Consider the following 17,767-nt stretch of genomic DNA (forward strand, 5'->3'; position numbering starts at 1 on the left):
ATTAGTAAACGCCGTCTTCTCCTAGCTTTTTGGCGATCTTATTAGCTAAAATTACCATGAATAATCCTACGACCCCTTTAAACAATCCCATTGCTGTACTGAAACTTAATTGTCCATTCTTTAATCCAGCTGTATAAATATAGGTGTCGAAAATTTCTGCAACACTTCGATTCAATGAATTCAATAACAAGTACATATGCTCGAAACCTAAGTCCAGTGTCTGACCGATTTTTAGAATCAGCAAGGTAATGATTACTGGACGAATCGCCGGTAATGTAACATGCCATGTTTTTCGCAAGCGTCCTGCTCCATCCATTTCAGCTGCTTCATATAACTGTGTATCTACTGCAGTGATCGCTGAAAGGTAGATGATCGTAGACCAGCCCAACTCTTTCCAGATTACTTGTCCAATATAGACTGTTCGTGTCCACTCAGGAGATGTCAGAAAACTGATTTTTTCAAATCCCATCGTTGCAAGGAATTCATTCAATACCCCTCCGTCAACGTTCAAAAATACATAAGTAATCGAAACGATAATTACCCAAGACATGAAATGAGGGATATAAATGATCGTTTGAATCCCATTTTTCAGTCGCTTGTTCGTTACTTCGTTTAATAGTAGGGACAAAATAATTGGCATCGGAAAAAACACGAAGATATTTAACCCGAACAAGATCAAAGTATTCCTTAATAAAGTAAAGAAAGTCGGCTCTGTAAACAAACGAATGAAATGTTTGAATCCCACCCAAGGACTGCCCATTATCCCTAAAAATGGTTGATAATCCTGAAAAGCAATAACGAGCCCTCCCATAGGAAGATACCTAAAGATCAGGAAATAAAGGACCCCCGGCAGAATCATCACGTATAAAAATTTATTCGTTTTGATTCCTGCAATTATTTTTTTTCGTCTTCTGAGCTTTTCTTCTTTTTTCGATAGCGTCAGTTGAAATGGTTCTTGTTTCTTTACACTTTCCATAAGCCCCTCCTTAGTTTTGTGAATGTTTGCTGCTTATGTCTTTATGATAGATAACTATCCGAATTACGTATATAATCATTTTTATCGCATATAAAAACGCTTACACAACAATGATTTTTATACTCACAAAATACAAAAGTGTATTTCTTCACAAATAAGATACGCCTACTAACTATTCTATTTTTTTCTATCTGACACTTAACGTAGGAAATGATTATATACGTAATCTTTCACCGATGATAAATTGAATACATAGAAACAGAACTTTTAATTTATTTTGAGGAGGAGCCTATCTATATGAAAAAGAAAGTCTCTATAGGAGAAAGAAGTTTTACATTTTTCAACAATACGTTTCTGATCTTGCTAGCTTTGATCTGTATCGTGCCTTTTTTAAATATCATCGCTACATCTTTCGCTTCTACACAAGAAGTCGTCGCGAAAAAATTTATCCTTTTCCCTACCACCTTTTCTCTAGACGCGTATCGCTATATTCTATCTACGCCAACTATTTTTAGAGCACTTGCTGTTTCGATTGGCGTTACCGGGGTTGGAACGATCGTCAGCATGTGCGCAACTTCACTGATGGCATACGGGCTTTCCAGAAAGTACTTGTTTGGTCGAGGATTCGTCAACTTTCTTGTTGTATTTTCTATGTTGTTCAGCGGGGGAATGATTCCCACATTCTTGGTTGTTCGTTCTCTGGGACTGGTCAATTCTTATTGGGCAATGATCTTACCTGTAGCTGTTAATGCAATGAACATGATCATTATGAGAAACTTTTTCCAAGCCTTGCCGGATAGTTTGGAAGAATCGGCAAAAATGGATGGTTGTACAGATTTTGGTGTATTTTTCAAAATCATGCTACCATTAGCGTTACCGTCTATTGCTACTATCTCACTTTTTTATGCTGTTACTTACTGGAACACTTATATGACCGCTATTTTATATATCAACGATTCATCTAAATGGCCGATACAGATTCTTTTACGTCAGATCGTCATTGTATCAAGCGGGATGCAAGCAGAAAGTAGTGCCGTTGATGTGATTCCACCAGCACAAACAGTTAAAATGGCTGTTATCGTTATTGCAACAGTCCCTATGCTGATTGCTTATCCTTTTGTTCAGAAATACTTTGTCAAAGGCGCACTCGTAGGTTCTGTTAAAGGTTGATTATGTATGGAACATAAAATGGAGGTTGTGAAAGAGACGTTCAGCCTTATTGTTTATAAGCTGTCTCTTGAACACCGTTTATTCGCAAAAAAGGACTGTGACAAAGCTTTGGTCACAGTCCTTTTTGCGTGCTTAGCCTTGAAATTTAACTATCCATAAAGACAAATACTAAGGTTATTCACCTTTCTTTTATTGCTTGAATCAGATCACAAGAAAAACAGCCTCTTGATTAAACGGCGTTTATCTTATTGATTCTGCGGCAATAAAATCAGCCAGCCACAAAACATGAAATGCTGTTTTTCGCTGTCCTCTTTTATTGCTTGAATCAGACCACAAGAAAAACAGCCTCTTGTTTCACAAATATTTTTTTCGATATTCTCCCGGAGTGATCGATTCCTTCTTTTTGAAGAAACGAATAAAATTTTGCGGATTTCGATATTGCAGTTTTTCTGCAATATCTTTCACAGAGAGGTTGGTCTCTTTCAACCACTTTTTCGCTACCTCTAGACGATGATTTTGAACGAAATCACCAAATTTTTCTCCTGTTTCCTTTTTAAATACATTGCTTAAATAATTAGGGTTATAGTGCAACCTATCAGCAATCACATCTAGAGATAGATCACGGTCATATTCTGTATAGACGATGTGCATGATATTCTCCGAAAGATTTTTAAATTCATGATCAGTGATTGCTTGAGAACATTCTGTGATTGGCAAGACTAATTGTTCTAAAACAAGTTTTTCTAGCTCTTTAGGATGATAATTGTTCAATGCTTTTACATAGATTTGTTTCATGTTATCAAAATTTTTTGAATCTACTCCCAATAACTGACCTAATTGAACAAGTTCATTGATCAAACGGACCGAAACTACTTCTCGGCTCAGAGGATTTTTATTTTGTGCGAACAATGCATTAATTAATTCATGTACCAACTTCCTTACTTCCTGATTTCCGGAACGAATAGCTTCAAACAATCGATTCTGTTCTTCTACTGGGTATCTAATAAGCGTTTTTTCATGCGCAGCAGGAACAATTTCCTGATAAAATATGATCGAACTCGGACCAGTATTTACACGATAATACAGGGCTTCTTTTGCTCGGTCAACCGATTGCTTACTTTCATTCAGCGTTTCGAACCGATTACTGATACCTATACTCACAGTTAATTTCAAGTATTCTTTTACACGTTTTTGAATGAGTCGGCAATACTCCATGACTTTTTTGCTTGCATCTGCATCATCTTTATCCATTCGATAAATAGTGGCTTGCATTTCTTCATTTAAAACGATCGGCAGCATTCGATTTTCCTTTGGCACAATTTCCGTGATCATGTTGTTGATCGCTAAAAGTAGCAAATCACGCTCCCCACCGTGACTATCTTCTAACAGATCGATTTGAACCAAAGCTGTATAATAGCAGTCATTTTGAGAACTATAACCAAATTGCTGCAACCGCTGATCTAGTTCTCGCCTTTCTACTCGATTTCTAAATAAACTAAGTACAAATAGCGTTTCCAGTTGCGGCTTTTGGGTAACTAAGTGTGCACTTAACGCTTCTTTTTCTCCTATGATCCGACTGACTGATTGAGCGACCAAATCTAGTTCTTTCCCGCTGAATCCTTTTGATTTAAGATTCAAACGTTCCTGAATTTGAGAAATTGGACGAGCAAATCTGTCCGAAAATAAATAGGAAAGGAGACCGATCAGTCCTACTAGCGTCAAAGACACTGCAACTAACCCGATTCTCAGATTGCGAATCGTTGCTCCAATTGCACTAGAATCAACTTCTAATCTGTAAATCCAATTATTATAATCTGATTTCAGTACGATATAGGATGTCCCATTTTCTCTTATCACTTTCAACTGGTTGTAATCTAGATCCACATCCGCTAATGCATCTGGCTGCCCTTCTTCTTTTACTTTCTGTGTAGAAAAAAGCTTCCCATCTTCGTTTTCAATAGAAAGTATATCTTCTCCACTTTCACCAACAACTTGTTCTATTGTATGTTTCTCTATCGTAGCAATTCCCAATGCATATTTTTCTTTTTCAAACATTGGCAAAGGAATCACCATTTCGATTCCTTTGTTTTTCTTTTGCCAAAATAAATTATCTTTGTTATTTATGTACTTCTGTTGATACCTTTCAACTTCCTCTTCGGTCAGTTGATTCAACGATCCATTGATTACTCCCCATTTACCAGCTAAACTGACTAAATCATAATTATTATCATCCATAACAATTGTTTCTATAAAGTTTAGTTCTTTCCTGATTTCAGAATAAGTGGAGTAATTTGTATATGTCAGCGGATGCTTGAATATATCCGAGAAATTTTTGGTCGAACCATACGTAGAAAACGAATATTCGATCGTTCTGATTTTCCATTCAACGTTCGTTTTGACTTGCCTGAGCAGATTTTTTTTATCTGTTAAATAACTCGATTCGATCGACTCATAGGTATTCTGATAAATGAATAAACTAAATCCTATGACAAGTACGGCTCCTAATAAAAACATCGGTAAAAATATTTTATAAAATACTGTACTTTTCTTCATTTTCTTCCTCTCTTTCCTTTTAAATAAAAGGCTTTCATTTTTCTGTAAAATTGATACTCATCTAATTAAATGAGCATTCCCCGCTTTTAAGAATAGCATAATTAAAAATAAAAATCCAAGTAATTTTTAACGTGTGCAATCTTTTCATACCAAAGATCTATTGACTTATCGTAGTTATCGTAATATGATGAATGCGTTAACAAAAAGTGAAAAAGTAAGGAAAATGATGGAATGGTAACGATCAAAGATATCGCTAAAGCAGCTGGTGTTTCTCATACGACAGTTTCTCGTGCTTTGAATAACAGCAGTTTAATCAAAAATGAAACAAAACAAAAAATACGGAAACTAGCTAAGGAAATGAATTATTCGCCGAACTATAGTGCAAAAGGTTTAGTAAATCAAAAAAAATATCTGATCGGGCTGTTTTTCTCAAGTTTGCATAAAGGAACTTCATCAAATTTCCTAGCAGATTCCATTGCAGGTATCCATTCAGTGTTGGACACAAACTACAGCTTATCTGTCGAAAGTATCGATGCTGTTGATTTAACAGAAATCAATTTGCAACGTTATGATGGTCTAATCGTTATGAGTCAAAGTGATGAAGATCAGCCTTTTATCGATTATCTAAAAGAAAAAGAGTTTCCCTTCGTCGTTGTCAATCGTCACATCAATGATCCAGCGGTTATCAATGTTACTGTCGATGATGCGGCCGGTGTTATGCAGGCAGTAGATTACGGTATTGGGTGCGGACATACGAAGATCGCTTATATTGGTGGGAAGAAAAACTTTCGTTCGACAAAAGAACGGGAAAAAGGTGTATTGGACAGTCTAAAAAAAGCAAGCATCCCTGCCAATCCAGCCTATTTTTTAACAGGAGACTACAGCTTAGAAAGCGGCCTCCAAAACATGGAGTACCTATTATCGCTTTCTGACCTGCCTACTCTGGTTTTTTGTGGCAACGACGACATAGCGATTGGTGCATTGAGAGCTGTGCATTCAGCTGGTCTTCGTGTTCCCCAGAACATTTCTCTGATTGGGTTCGATGATTCTCCAGTCGTCTCCTATCTTAATCCACCGCTTACTACAGTACACAAACCGTTGAAAGAAATGTGTCAAGTAGGAACAAAGCTTTTACTGGATTTGATTGAAGACAGGCCGATCGAACAATCTAAAATTGAGCTCTCCACCTTACTGATGCTTCGTGAGTCGATCAATTACTTGTAAACTGCAAGTAATTTTATATAAAAATGTTAACGTGTGCACAACACAGAAAGGAAGTAATCTATGAATAAACTGACAAAAGAATTAGTGAAAAAAAACGAGGCTCCCGTAAAAGTTCTTCAATTCGGCGAAGGCAATTTTATGCGCGGATTTGTTGATTGGCAGATTCAGCAACTGAATAACCAACAATTGTTTAAAGGAAATGTCGCCATCATTCAGCCTTTAGAACAAGGTCTTGGGAATATGATGAACCAGCAAGACAATTTATACACGGTCATTTTACAAGGAATCAGCAATGGCGAAATCGTTGATACTTCCGAGATTATCACCATAGTAGAACAAATGATCAATCCTTATCATGAATGGGATGCTTATCTTTCTCTAGCAGAAAATGACGACTTGACCTATATTGTTTCCAATACAACAGAGGCAGGAATCCAATTTGTGGAGACTGATGAACGAACAGATACGCCACCACAGAGCTTCCCGGGCAAACTGACAGCCTTTTTATACCGACGTTTCGAATTAAACAAAGCTGGTTTTACAATTATTCCTTGTGAATTGATTGACAGAAACGGTGAACGTCTAAAAGAAATCATTTTACGCTACGCAGAAAAATGGGATTTAGAACCTGCTTTTATTGAGTGGTTAGAGAAAGAAAATGTTTTCTGTTGTAGTTTAGTTGACCGCATCGTCCCAGGTTATCCTCGTGAGGATGCCGATGTTTTCAATCAACGACATAACTATGAAGATCAATTGATGGTCAAAGCGGAACCATTCATGCTTTGGGTAATCGAAGGGCCTAAAGAGTTGGAGAATCAACTACCATTCAAACAGGCTGGCTTGAATGTCATCATCACAGATGATATGACTCCTTATCGTGAACGTAAGGTGCATTTGCTTAATGGACCGCACACAGCGATGGTCCCTCTTGCTTTGTTGGCGGAATTGGAAACTGTAGAAGAAGTAATGAAAGATCCTTTATTCTCCGCTTATGTTGATCAGCTATTCGATCTAGAATTGATTCCTATGCTTTCTTTACCTAAAGATGAATCAGCCATTTATGCTGATCAAATCAAAGAACGTTTCTTGAATCCTTTTGCCCATCACAAATTAGAAGCGATTTCATTAAATAGTGTTTCAAAATTCAGCACCCGTCTGCTTCCGGTCTTCAAGAAGTATATCGAAGAAAAAAATCAGGTACCACCGCTAATCTCTGTTTCACTAGCTGCGTTACTTCTTATGTATCGAGGCGATCAAGTAAAGCCCCATGATGATGAAAAGACAATAAACGAATTTGCTGATGCTTGGTCTGATAATGAAACAGCTATTCTTCGATTATTGCAAAATGCTGCGCTTTGGGGAGAAGATTTGTCTCAATTACCGAATGTGGCAGATACTGTTCAAGAAATGGCTACAAAAATCGATCAAAAAGGTGTCCGAGCAGTATTACAAGAAATGAAAGGAACGATGGTCCATGCTTGAAACCCTGCAACCAACAATGAAACTAAACCAACGAGACAGTGTTGTTGTCGCATTAACACCTATCCCAAAGCAAACACAACTGACGATTGATCAGCAAACGATCACCACTCTTGAAGATATCCCGCAAGGTCACAAGATTGCATTGAGTGATTTGAAAGCTGGAGACAACGTAATCAAATATGGCTATCCAATCGGGCATGTGACGACAGACGTAACTGCCGGTCAATGGCTGCACACTCATAATGTAAAAACCAACCTTTCTGGTGAATTGGATTATCGATATGAAAAAGATGTCCATCCAAGTCATTATCCTTTTGAGAACCGAACATTTCAAGGCTACTTACGAAAAAATGGAAAAGTAGGGATTCGTAATGACTTGTTCTTAGTACCTACCGTTGGGTGTGTGAATGGTATTGCTGAACTGATCGTCAAACAGTTCAAAGAAAAACATCCGGATCTGGGACAGTTTGACCATATTACGATTTTAAAGCATCCCTACGGCTGTTCACAGCTTGGAAAAGATCATCAAAATACTCGAGAAATCTTAGCAGATGCAGTAAACCATCCAAATGCTGGCGGAGTTTTAGTGTTTGGATTAGGTTGCGAGAACAATACCGTTCCTGAATTCAAAAAAATTTTAGGTGAATATGATGAAGAACGAGTGAAATTTCTAGTGGCTCAAGATGTCTATGATGAGATCGAACAAGGCGTAGCTCTATTAGAAGAACTTTTAACTGCGGCCGAAAACGACCAGCGCATATCAGTCCCGCTCTCTAAGTTGAATGTCGGTTTGAAATGCGGCGGTTCTGATGGTCTATCGGGAATAACTGCTAATCCTTTGCTTGGTGCATTTTCTGATTACTTGATTGCTCAAGGAGGTAGCACGATCTTAACAGAAGTGCCAGAAATGTTTGGCGCAGAACAAGTATTGATGGCACGAGCGGAAAATGAAAAAGTTTTTGGTTCAATCGTTGACTTGATCAATGACTTCAAACAGTATTTCTTGTCTTACGGGGAACCAGTTTACGAAAACCCATCTCCTGGTAATAAAGCAGGTGGGATCACTACATTAGAAGATAAGTCTTTAGGCTGCACGCAAAAATCAGGAAGCTCTCCTGTCGTTGATGTGCTGCAATATGGCGAAAAAATCAGAAAACCAGGGCTTAGTTTATTGCAAGCTCCCGGGAATGATCTTGTAGCTGCCTCTGCTCTTGCTTCATCCGATTGCCAGTTGGTCTTGTTTACCACAGGAAGAGGGACTCCGTTTGGCTCATATGTCCCAACGGTCAAGGTATCTACGAATACGACTCTTTTTGAACGCAAAGGTCATTGGATGGACTTTAATGCAGGCGTCTTATTAGACCAGCCAATGGAAGTGATCTTAGAATCATTTGTTCAAAAAATCATCGCTGTAGCTAGTGGAGAAGAAACGAAAAATGAACAAAATGACGTTCGAGAAATTGCCATTTTTAAAAACGGAGTAACACTTTGATTTTCATAAAACAGTATAAAAAGAAAGAAGGAAGATTTATGTTTTTATCTGATGATTTTTTATTAAAAGACGATTGGGCGAAAAAGCTTTATCATTCCTACGCAAAAAATATGCCCATTATTGATTATCACTGTCACTTAGATCCAAAAGAAATTTACGAAAACAACAATTTCAGCAATCTGACAGAAGCTTGGTTAGGAGGCGATCATTACAAATGGCGTTTGATGCGAGCTTGCGGCGTGCCTGAAGAAAAAATCACAGGAAATGCTTCTGATTTTGAAAAATTTTTAGCTTGGTGTCAAACCGTACCAAAAATTATCGGAAATCCGCTTTACAGTTGGTCACATCTTGAATTGAAGCGTTTCTTCGATATTGACTTATTGATAAATGAAGAAAACGCAGAGAAAATTTGGGCACAAGCAAATGAAATTTTGGCAACTCCTGATTTCCGTCGACGGGAAATCGCGAAAAAATCAAATGTAGAAGTGATTTGTACGACAGATGATCCAACAGATGACTTACACTATCATCAATTGCTTGCTCATGAAGAACCAGATTTGAAAGTTCTCCCTTCATTCCGTCCAGATAAAGCACTCAATATTGAAAAAGAAGGATTTAATGCATGGATCACACTACTGGAAGAAGCAGCTGACCAAACGATCACCACCTATCAAGAACTGATCGAAGTCTTAGGACAGCGGATAGAATACTTCCATCAACATGGATGTCGTGTTTCCGACCACGCTTTAGATACCTTACGCTATAAAGAAGCGGATGAAACAGTATTAGAAGAGATTTTTCAAAAAGCACGAGCTAACAAACTATTATCTTCAGATGAAATCGATGCTTATCGTACAGAAACACTGATACGTTTGACCCACTTCTATCATTCTCATAATTGGACGATGCAGCTGCATATTCATGCTTATCGTAATTGTAATACACAAATGTTGGAAAAATTAGGACCCGATACCGGTTATGATGGAATGAATGATCTTTCTTTGACTATTCCTCTGCAAAAATTATTGAATCGTGCAGAAGAAACGGATCAGTTGCCAAAGACGATCCTCTATTCACTAAATCCAAATGACTACCCTGCGATTTTAGCTTTGATGGGCTGTTTCCAAAAAGAACAGAATGGAAAACTGCAGTTAGGTTCTGGATGGTGGTACAACGATACTCGAGCTGGTATGCGCGATCAATTGACACAGTTTGCTGATGGTAGTGCTTTGGGGAATTTTGTCGGCATGCTGACAGATTCAAGAAGTTTCCTTTCTTACACTAGACATGAATATTTCCGTCGTGTTCTTTGTGAATTTTTAGGCGAAATGGTCATGCGAGGAGAAGCACCTGAGGATGAACAACTTTTAGGAAGTCTAGTTCAAGCGATTAGTTATACAAATGCTAAAAATTACTTTGGCTTTTTTGCCTAATTGATTAATAGTAACAGTAACGAATCAAAAACAGGATAGCGAAATAACGGAATCCGTTTATCCACGTTTTAGAGAAGAAGACGGACCAAATTTGCTCCGTCTTCTTCTCTTGCTGTTCTGCTTCATTGCCTATAAACCTTTATGAAAGAAGAGATAACATGCCTACTATCCATATTGCCGGTGATTCTACTGCGGCAGAAAAAGATGAAAACAAGCGTCCCGAGACAGGTTGGGGAGAAAAAATCTCTGCTTATTTTTCACCTGAGATCCAGATCAATAACCAAGCAAAGAATGGACGCAGCACCAAATCATTTATCCAGGAAGGAAGGTTAGTCCGTTTAGCTTCACAGTTTCAGCCAAATGATTTCTTGTTTGTACAATTTGGACATAACGACCAGAAAATCCAAGAAGAAAGAGGTACGCTTCCCTTCGGTAGCTATTTAAAAAATCTGCAGATATTTTTTGAATGCGCAAAAAAAGCGAACGTCCACATGGTCTTACTGACATCTGTGACGCGACGAGATTACTTAGAAAATGGAACATTGAACCCAGATATACTTGGAGACTATCCAAAAGCGATGCGTGCATTTGCTGAGAAACACCATATTCCGCTTTTAGATGTTTTCTCAAGATCACAAGAATGTTTCCAGACCTTTTCAAAAGAAGAGACAAAAAAATTCTATCTGCATCTTATGCCTAACAGTTGTGAAAATTACCCAGAGGGACTAAAGGATAATACCCACTTTAGTCCAGAAGGCGCTGATAAAGTTGCCCGAATAATTGCTGAATTGATAAAAGAATCCCGTCTGCCTCTTGCTGATTATTTACAAAAAGGAGTTTGAGATGTTTCCATTAAATTTAGGCATCCGTGCCCATGATCTAGATGTTCGAAATCGTGAAGAAATCGTTCAAAAAGTATCACAGCTTCACTTGTCACATATCCAATTTGCACCGCAAAAAGCATTTCCTGAACAACTTAAATTAGCTGACATGACACTTGGGAGTGCTGCCTATTTTGGTGAATACTTCCAAAAAAACAATATCGAACTTTCCATTTTAGGATGCTATATCAACCTATCCAGCAAAAATCAAGAAGTTCGTGCACAAGCATTGGCAACTTTCAAACAGCAAATTACTCTGTGCTCTGCCTATCAAGCCAAGATGATTGCTACGGAAACCGGTAGTGTCTCTGTCGGTTTCACAAAAGAAAATTTTACTGAAGAAGCTTATCAGATCGCTAGAAATTCTGTCATTGAATTAGTCGCTCATGCAGAAAATTTTGGTGTAACTGTTGCTGTTGAAGCAGGGATCAATCATCCAATCTATAACTATCAGTTAGCCAAACGTTTAGTCGATGAAGTAGCTTCACCAAATTTAAAAATTATTTTAGATTGTGCGAATTTGATGCATAAAGAAAATCATGCTGATCAGGAGAAAGTGATCCGAGGTGCCTTGGACAATTTACAAGGTTGTATTACAGCACTTCATCTCAAAGACTACATCATGGAAAATGGAAAGATCCGCATGGTTCCTGTTGGCAAAGGCTGTTTAGATTTCCGCCCGGTACTGCATTATATCAAATATGAGCGTCCTCTAATGTACGCCACGCTTGAAGCTACTCCTGAGATTTATGTTCCTGAAGCAATAGAACACTTGCAGTTTATTTACCAAGATTGTTAAGGAGAAGATTATGGAGGAACGAATACAGAAAAGTTATCAAAAATATCATGCAAATGCTTTTCAGACATTGCTGCATCTTTATCAGGGGAATTATTGGCGCTTTGCCATGTCAGGACTCTTTTTTATTATCAAACATCTTCCATCTTGGTTAATGCCGATCGCTATTGCCAATGTAATCAATGCAGCTTCATCAAAAGATTCCTCTCAATTGCAGGCGATTTATTTCAACGCTTTTTTGATGGCTTGTCTGATCGGTCAAAATATATTGACGAATTATTTTCATGTAAAATACCATAGCACTTCGATCCGGCAAGTAGAAGCTGGACTAAGAGCGACTCTTATCAAGAAAATCCAAGAACTTTCTATTCCCTATCAAAAAGAATTGCAATCTGGCCGGATCCAATCAAAGATCATCCGTGATGTAGAAGCCATCCAAACATTGTCCTCTCAAGTATTTGTCAGCGGATTGAACATTGCTGTCAATTTATTCGTGGCTTTAGGTATCACGCTTTATAGAAGTCCTGTTGTTTTCTTGTTTTTCTTATTGACTGTCCCTCTCGCCGCGTTAGTTACTCTTTTTTTTCGGAAAAGGATCAGACAGTCCAATTCAGATTTCCGGCAAGAAATGGAAGAGACTTCTGCAAAAGTGATCGAAGTGATCGAATTAGCACCGATTGCTCGAGCTCATGGGTTAGAAAAACACGAAACAACTCGCTTAAATAAGCATTTTACCCAAATCTATGAAAAAGGATTCCACTTAGATATCCTGCAATCTGTTTTCGGATCAGTCAGCTGGGCTAGTTTTCAGATATTTCAACTGATTTGTTTGATTTTCACTGGGATATTAGCTTTACAAGGGCGTATTCAACCAGGTGATGTCGTGATGTATCAGACATATTTCACAACGATCGTCAATTCCGTTTCTGGAATGATCACACTGATTCCTACGATTTCAAAAGGCATGGAATCTATTACTTCTATTGGTGAACTGTTGATTGCTGGCGATGTAGAAACTTATCATGGTAAGAAAAAAATCCAACATTTGGATGGAAATTTTCGTTTTGAGGATGTTTCTTTTCATTACCCGGACTCACTCAAGCCGATTATCGATCATTTTTCTCTAGAGGTGAAAGCTGGAGAAACAATTGCTTTTGTTGGGCCATCTGGTTCTGGAAAATCTACACTCCTTAACTTATTGATTGGATTTATCCAGCCGTCTTCAGGGAGGATTTTCCTAGATAATCAGCCTTTGGATGAATTGGATATGCGAAGTGTGCGTAATTATTTAGCCGTTGTTCCTCAAACCACTTTGTTGTTCTCCGCTTCGATTAAAGAGAACATCACTTATGGCTTGAAAAACGTATCAAAAGAACGTTTAGATGAAGTCATCGAAGCTGCGCAACTTTCTTCACTGATTGACCAGCTTCCTGATGGTCTGGATACCTTAGTAGGCGAACATGGCAACAAGCTGTCTGGTGGCCAAAAACAACGTATCTCCATTGCACGAGCATTGATACGTCAGCCGAAAATCATTTTGCTAGATGAAGCAACTTCAGCTTTAGATAACCAGTCAGAGAAAAAAATCCAGCAGGCCCTGAATTACCTGACAGAAACACCCACTACTTTTATTGTGGCTCATCGGCTTTCAACGATCAAAGAGGCAGATAAAATCGTCGTGATCGATGAAGGAAAAATCGTTGAGATGGGTACTTACGAAGAGCTGTTAGCTCAAGAGGGCTATTTTTACCGTTTGAAAAATGAATGACAAAAAAAGGAGAGACGACAAGACTTTTGTCGTCTCTCCTTTTTCTGAATAAACGGTGTTCTCCTGCCAACTCCTCGGTTACAAATCACAATAGTCATCAAACATGAGAAGCTGTTTTTTGAAATTGTTCCTTGTCACTCAGAGTTAAACGGTAGGCTCACGACCTCTTGGTAAACGGTGTTCAAGAGACAGTCTATCGGCAATAAGAAGCAATTTTGTCATCGCTCAAGGCTGAACGTCTCTTTCACAACCTCTGTTGTTTCATAAAATAGTTCTATTCGCTGTAAAGGTCGCGAACTGGCGTCATGATAATCCGGTTCAAGTCATTAATGATCGTGCTGAACCCTTGTTCTTTTTGCATTAAATCATTGATTACTTCTTCTGATTGAATTTTCACAGCCATTTCTTGTGCTTTCATTGCATCTTCGTCGCTGAATTCTTGTCCACTCATTTGTTTTTCTTGTAATTCGATTTGCATCGCTTGGAAGTCTTTGAACAGCTTGTGTGCTTCTTCGTTTGCTTGTACTTTCTCGTACGCTTCTTTCAACGCTTTGAATTCTGGTAATTCACGGATCTCACGTTCGATCTGATTCGCGCTATCGTAGATGTTTGACATGTTATGCCCTCTTTTCTTTTAGTAGTTACTCTCTATTGTAACATGGGGTTATTCGTTTTCAAAGGGTCTACTCTCCTTGATATTTCCGCCAGAGGTCTTTAGCCGCTTCACCAATTCCCTGAACGCCTTCTTTCACCATATCGCCGAAATTCTTCAATCCTTCTTTTGCTTGTTCACCGTATTGATTCAAGTTATCTTGCCAATTTCCAGACTCTCCATTAGAATTGCCTGTGTTTCCAACTTGATCTGCTGCTACCACTTGCCCTCCTGTGGCATAGGCATCCGCTACACTAAATCCTGTTTTGGAAGTATAAGGAAGGATACCTTCTGCCGCTGATTTGAAGACTTTCCCGACAACATTTCCACTTGTCCCTTCCAAATAATGCACCTTGCTGGATTCTTCATACCCCATCCATGTCGAAATCACTACATCTGGCGTATACCCGATCATCCATTGGTCATTTGCTTTCGTAGCATCGAAATTAGTTTCTGTGGTTCCTGTTTTCCCTGCTATCGTATAACCTGCAGGATTCGCAGCTGCTGCTGTCCCATTTGAGAATGTACCAAGAAGCATGCTGGTCATTTCATCGGCTGTTTCCTTTGATATGACCTGTTTTGGCTTTTTGTTTGTATTATCGATGATCACCGCTCCAGTTGAATCAACGATTTTCGTGATGAGATGCGGCGTATACATCTGACCTTCATTGGCAAATGCACTGTAAGCACCCGCCATGATCAATGGAGATACTCCTTTTTCTAATCCGCCAAGAGCTAAGCCATAATACTTATCAGATTTTGCTAAAGGCAGGCCGAATTCTTCTGCTTTATCATATCCTTTTTGTAAACCGATCTCATGCAAAAGCCATACAGCAGGCAAGTTCAAACTTTGTGCAACAGCCTGATACATTGGTACTTCTCCTTGATATGTCCCGTCAAAATTATGCGCATCGTAATAACTTTGCGGTTCATCTTTCAAGACACTAGAAGGCTTGTAACCAGCTTCCAACGCTGGTGTATATACGCTTAATGGTTTGATCGTTGATCCTGGAGAACGACGCATCTGTGTAGCAAAGCTGAATCCTCTAAAAACATGATCTCCTCTTCGTCCTACTAATGCTTGTACACCGCCTGTATTCGGATCTAAAGCTACTGAAGCAGATTGGACCATGGCACCATCTGAAGCATTTACTGGGAATAATGTATTATTTTGATAAGTAGCTTCTAATTGCTTTTGGTAATCCTGATCTAAAGCTGTATAGATTTTATAGCCTTTATTCATGACATCTTCTTCATCAAGACCATACTCGTTAACTGCTTCATCGATCACTGCATCAAAATAATAAGGATAACGATAACCAGAATCTGAATTGTCGTATGTGTCATGAAGATAAGCACTGATGTCTGTCTGGCTTTCTGCTTGTTCTTGTTCTTTTGTGATCTTTCCGTTTTCTTCCATTACGCTTAGTACTGTGTTTTTCCGATCATTCGCATTTTCTGGGTGATCAATCGGATTATAAATACCAGGACCTTTCAGCATTCCTGCCAAAGTAGCAGCCTCAGATAGCGTAACATTCGTTGCATCTACTCCAAAATACTTTCTGGAAGCGTCTTGGACACCCCATACCCCGTTGCCAAAATAGGCATTGTTAAGATACATGGTTAAGATTTCTTCTTTGCTGTACTTCTTTTCGATCTCGATTGCCAAAAATAATTCCTTCGCTTTTCGATCAAATGTTTGATCTAATGTCAGATAAGCATTTTTGGCAAGCTGCTGAGTAATCGTGCTTCCTCCGCCCCCTGATGTTCCGCCAGACAAAACCATCCGAACAGCCGCACGGGCGATTCCTTTGATATCAAACCCGTGATGTTCGTAAAAATTCCTATCTTCTGTCGAGATCACCGCATCTTGGATATAGGGAGAAATCGCGTTTAATTCTACGTATGTCCCTTTTTGGGCGTACAGTGTGCCAGCTTCTTCATTTTTCTTATCATAAATGACTGTCGATTGGCTTAATCCAGATTTTAACGTTTCGACATTTGCTTGTTTGGCTAAAATAAAAAGGTAGATACTTGTCACTAAGACACAGATCAAACCAATCAGCAAAATCAATTTGTTCACATGATATTTTTTCCAAATGCGCTTTCGCCATCGATGGAATTGTCCGAGATATGGTCTGATCCATCGCCAAAAACTGATCAAAGCAGCTTTTATCTTTCCTAAAATGCTTTGAAAATCCATTCGCTTCTTCTCCTGTCTATTCAATTCAATCGTCTTATTTTACCATAATGAAAGAGTGTTTTCTTCCTGCTTAAGTTGTAGTTCGATTTGTTTTTTTTCGTTAGTGCAAGTAGAGTAACATAAGAATGAACAGAAAAATGTAAGTTTTTTCTTAAATATGTTTTAAAAATGGTACAATTAGTCTGCAATTTTACCGAAAGGAGTACACTTGTGAAAATCACGATCACTTTACCTATGAACCATCCTGAAACAACGATTCGCGATTTGCTTGAAAAGGAATGGTTAGTTCCTAGAAAGGTTCGGCACTTTTTGCGTATACGTAAAAACGTTTGGATCAATCAACAACCTGCTTTGTTCCATCATGAAGTAAAAGGCAATGACCAGATCACATTGTTATTCGAAGAAACAGATTATAATTATCAAGAAGTCCAATTAGGAGATGCGAAGCACATCCGTGTTTTATATGAAGATGAACATTTGATTATAGTGGATAAGCCTGCAGGCATGAAGACTCATCCAAACGAACCAACAGAAAACAGTACCTTGTTCAATCACTTAGCTGCTTATCTCGATACGAAAAAACAACGACCTTACGTTGTCCACCGTTTGGACAAAGAAACAAGCGGCGCTGTTTTATTTGCAAAAAACCCATTTGTCTTGCCGATACTTGGAAGAATGTTGGAACAAAAAATGATCTATCGGAGATATCAAGCCATCGTATGGGGGAAAATCGCCAAAGATAGGACTATTACTAATAAAATCGGACGCGATCGCCATGATCGGAGAAAACGGGTCGTAGATGATAAAAATGGTCAGAACGCCTTGACACATGTCACTGTCGACAAAATACTTTCTGGAAAAACACAAGTGTATTGTGTTTTGGAAACCGGTCGTACGCACCAGATCAGAGTTCACTTAGCTCATATAGGGCATCCAATCGTTGGAGACCCTCTCTACCAAAATAGACCAGCTGAACGACTGATGCTCCATGCATTAGAACTGCATATGATCCATCCATTTACTCAAGAAAAAATAGTTGGTAAAGCTTTACCCGGATTGTGGAAATAGAAAGAAGAAAGAACGTAGTCTTATCATTATCTGCTGATAAGACTACGTTCTTTTTGTGTAACTTGTCTG

13 protein-coding genes are annotated in these 17,767 nt (G+C 38.6%); 9 read left to right on the forward strand and 4 right to left on the reverse strand.

What is annotated here, in order from left to right; genetic code table 11:
• Window position 1: 1 nt before the first annotated feature.
• The gene (locus IGJ53_RS12620) at window positions 2-976 is read right to left on the reverse strand and encodes an ABC transporter permease (protein WP_002286009.1); all 975 of its coding nucleotides are present in this window, start codon (window positions 974-976) and stop codon (window positions 2-4) included.
• Window positions 977-1,273: 297 nt separating this feature from the next.
• Here IGJ53_RS12620 and IGJ53_RS12625 point away from each other — a divergent pair, with 297 nt between their 5' ends.
• The gene (locus IGJ53_RS12625; RefSeq protein WP_002329939.1) at window positions 1,274-2,146 is read left to right on the forward strand and encodes a carbohydrate ABC transporter permease; all 873 of its coding nucleotides are present in this window, start codon (window positions 1,274-1,276) and stop codon (window positions 2,144-2,146) included.
• 354 nt (window positions 2,147-2,500) lie between these two features.
• Here the strand turns inward: IGJ53_RS12625 and IGJ53_RS12630 are convergent, their stop codons facing one another.
• Window positions 2,501-4,699 carry a helix-turn-helix domain-containing protein gene (locus IGJ53_RS12630; protein ID WP_010733453.1) on the reverse strand — a complete coding sequence of 733 codons (2,199 nt, stop codon included), beginning with the start codon at window positions 4,697-4,699 and terminating at the stop codon, window positions 2,501-2,503.
• Window positions 4,700-4,930: 231 nt separating this feature from the next.
• On the opposite strand from IGJ53_RS12630, the gene IGJ53_RS12635 reads away from it, so the two are divergent.
• The 7 genes from IGJ53_RS12635 to IGJ53_RS12665 all read left to right on the forward strand — a co-directional run bounded on the left by IGJ53_RS12635 (window position 4,931) and on the right by IGJ53_RS12665 (window position 13,775).
• A complete protein-coding gene (locus IGJ53_RS12635; RefSeq protein ID WP_259741495.1) occupies window positions 4,931-5,923 on the forward strand; it encodes a LacI family DNA-binding transcriptional regulator in 993 nt (330 codons plus the stop codon).
• A 60-nt stretch (window positions 5,924-5,983) separates the two neighbouring features.
• Window positions 5,984-7,405, forward strand: coding sequence for a tagaturonate reductase (locus tag IGJ53_RS12640; protein ID WP_259741494.1), 1,422 nt, complete (start codon window positions 5,984-5,986; stop codon window positions 7,403-7,405).
• Window positions 7,398-8,897 (forward strand): UxaA family hydrolase, encoded by a 1,500-nt coding sequence (locus tag IGJ53_RS12645; RefSeq protein ID WP_010733456.1) that lies wholly within the window; start codon window positions 7,398-7,400, stop codon window positions 8,895-8,897. The genes IGJ53_RS12640 and IGJ53_RS12645 overlap by 8 nt, the downstream gene beginning before the upstream one ends.
• Before the next feature lie 38 nt (window positions 8,898-8,935).
• On the forward strand, window positions 8,936-10,330 hold the full coding sequence (gene uxaC, locus IGJ53_RS12650) for a glucuronate isomerase (RefSeq protein WP_259741493.1): 1,395 nt from the start codon (window positions 8,936-8,938) through the stop codon (window positions 10,328-10,330).
• 158 nt (window positions 10,331-10,488) lie between these two features.
• The gene (locus tag IGJ53_RS12655; protein WP_259741492.1) at window positions 10,489-11,172 is read left to right on the forward strand and encodes a rhamnogalacturonan acetylesterase; all 684 of its coding nucleotides are present in this window, start codon (window positions 10,489-10,491) and stop codon (window positions 11,170-11,172) included.
• Between the two features lies 1 nt (window position 11,173).
• Window positions 11,174-12,010 carry a sugar phosphate isomerase/epimerase family protein gene (locus IGJ53_RS12660; protein WP_010733459.1) on the forward strand — a complete coding sequence of 279 codons (837 nt, stop codon included), beginning with the start codon at window positions 11,174-11,176 and terminating at the stop codon, window positions 12,008-12,010.
• A 10-nt stretch (window positions 12,011-12,020) separates the two neighbouring features.
• Window positions 12,021-13,775: an ABC transporter ATP-binding protein gene (locus IGJ53_RS12665; protein WP_002373217.1), complete on the forward strand. Its 1,755-nt coding sequence runs from the start codon at window positions 12,021-12,023 to the stop codon at window positions 13,773-13,775.
• 274 nt (window positions 13,776-14,049) lie between these two features.
• Here the strand turns inward: IGJ53_RS12665 and IGJ53_RS12670 are convergent, their stop codons facing one another.
• Both IGJ53_RS12670 and IGJ53_RS12675 read right to left on the reverse strand, forming a co-directional pair.
• Window positions 14,050-14,391, reverse strand: coding sequence for a YlbF family regulator (locus tag IGJ53_RS12670; protein WP_002285994.1), 342 nt, complete (start codon window positions 14,389-14,391; stop codon window positions 14,050-14,052).
• A gap of 67 nt (window positions 14,392-14,458) precedes the next feature.
• The gene (locus tag IGJ53_RS12675) at window positions 14,459-16,630 is read right to left on the reverse strand and encodes a PBP1A family penicillin-binding protein (RefSeq protein ID WP_010733460.1); all 2,172 of its coding nucleotides are present in this window, start codon (window positions 16,628-16,630) and stop codon (window positions 14,459-14,461) included.
• Window positions 16,631-16,840: 210 nt separating this feature from the next.
• On the opposite strand from IGJ53_RS12675, the gene IGJ53_RS12680 reads away from it, so the two are divergent.
• Complete coding sequence (locus IGJ53_RS12680; RefSeq protein ID WP_010733461.1) at window positions 16,841-17,698, forward strand: RluA family pseudouridine synthase; 858 nt, start codon at window positions 16,841-16,843, stop codon at window positions 17,696-17,698.
• Window positions 17,699-17,767 lie beyond the last annotated feature (69 nt).

It is taken from the genome of Enterococcus sp. DIV1283b (genome assembly GCF_051710965.1).
Classification (GTDB): Bacteria; Bacillota; Bacilli; order Lactobacillales; family Enterococcaceae; genus Enterococcus_B; species Enterococcus_B lactis.

Excerpts from the sequence above, each read along its gene's own strand:
- IGJ53_RS12620 (WP_002286009.1), bottom strand. The coding sequence starts at position 976 with ATGGAAAGTGTAAAGAAACAAGAACCATTTCAACTGACGCTATCGAAA.
- IGJ53_RS12625 (WP_002329939.1), top strand. The coding sequence starts at position 1,274 with ATGAAAAAGAAAGTCTCTATAGGAGAAAGAAGTTTTACATTTTTCAAC.
- IGJ53_RS12630 (WP_010733453.1), bottom strand. The coding sequence starts at position 4,699 with ATGAAGAAAAGTACAGTATTTTATAAAATATTTTTACCGATGTTTTTA.
- IGJ53_RS12635 (WP_259741495.1), top strand. The coding sequence starts at position 4,931 with ATGGTAACGATCAAAGATATCGCTAAAGCAGCTGGTGTTTCTCATACG.
- IGJ53_RS12640 (WP_259741494.1), top strand. The coding sequence starts at position 5,984 with ATGAATAAACTGACAAAAGAATTAGTGAAAAAAAACGAGGCTCCCGTA.
- IGJ53_RS12645 (WP_010733456.1), top strand. The coding sequence starts at position 7,398 with ATGCTTGAAACCCTGCAACCAACAATGAAACTAAACCAACGAGACAGT.
- uxaC (WP_259741493.1), top strand. The coding sequence starts at position 8,936 with ATGTTTTTATCTGATGATTTTTTATTAAAAGACGATTGGGCGAAAAAG.
- IGJ53_RS12655 (WP_259741492.1), top strand. The coding sequence starts at position 10,489 with ATGCCTACTATCCATATTGCCGGTGATTCTACTGCGGCAGAAAAAGAT.
- IGJ53_RS12660 (WP_010733459.1), top strand. The coding sequence starts at position 11,174 with ATGTTTCCATTAAATTTAGGCATCCGTGCCCATGATCTAGATGTTCGA.
- IGJ53_RS12665 (WP_002373217.1), top strand. The coding sequence starts at position 12,021 with ATGGAGGAACGAATACAGAAAAGTTATCAAAAATATCATGCAAATGCT.
- IGJ53_RS12670 (WP_002285994.1), bottom strand. The coding sequence starts at position 14,391 with ATGTCAAACATCTACGATAGCGCGAATCAGATCGAACGTGAGATCCGT.
- IGJ53_RS12675 (WP_010733460.1), bottom strand. The coding sequence starts at position 16,630 with ATGGATTTTCAAAGCATTTTAGGAAAGATAAAAGCTGCTTTGATCAGT.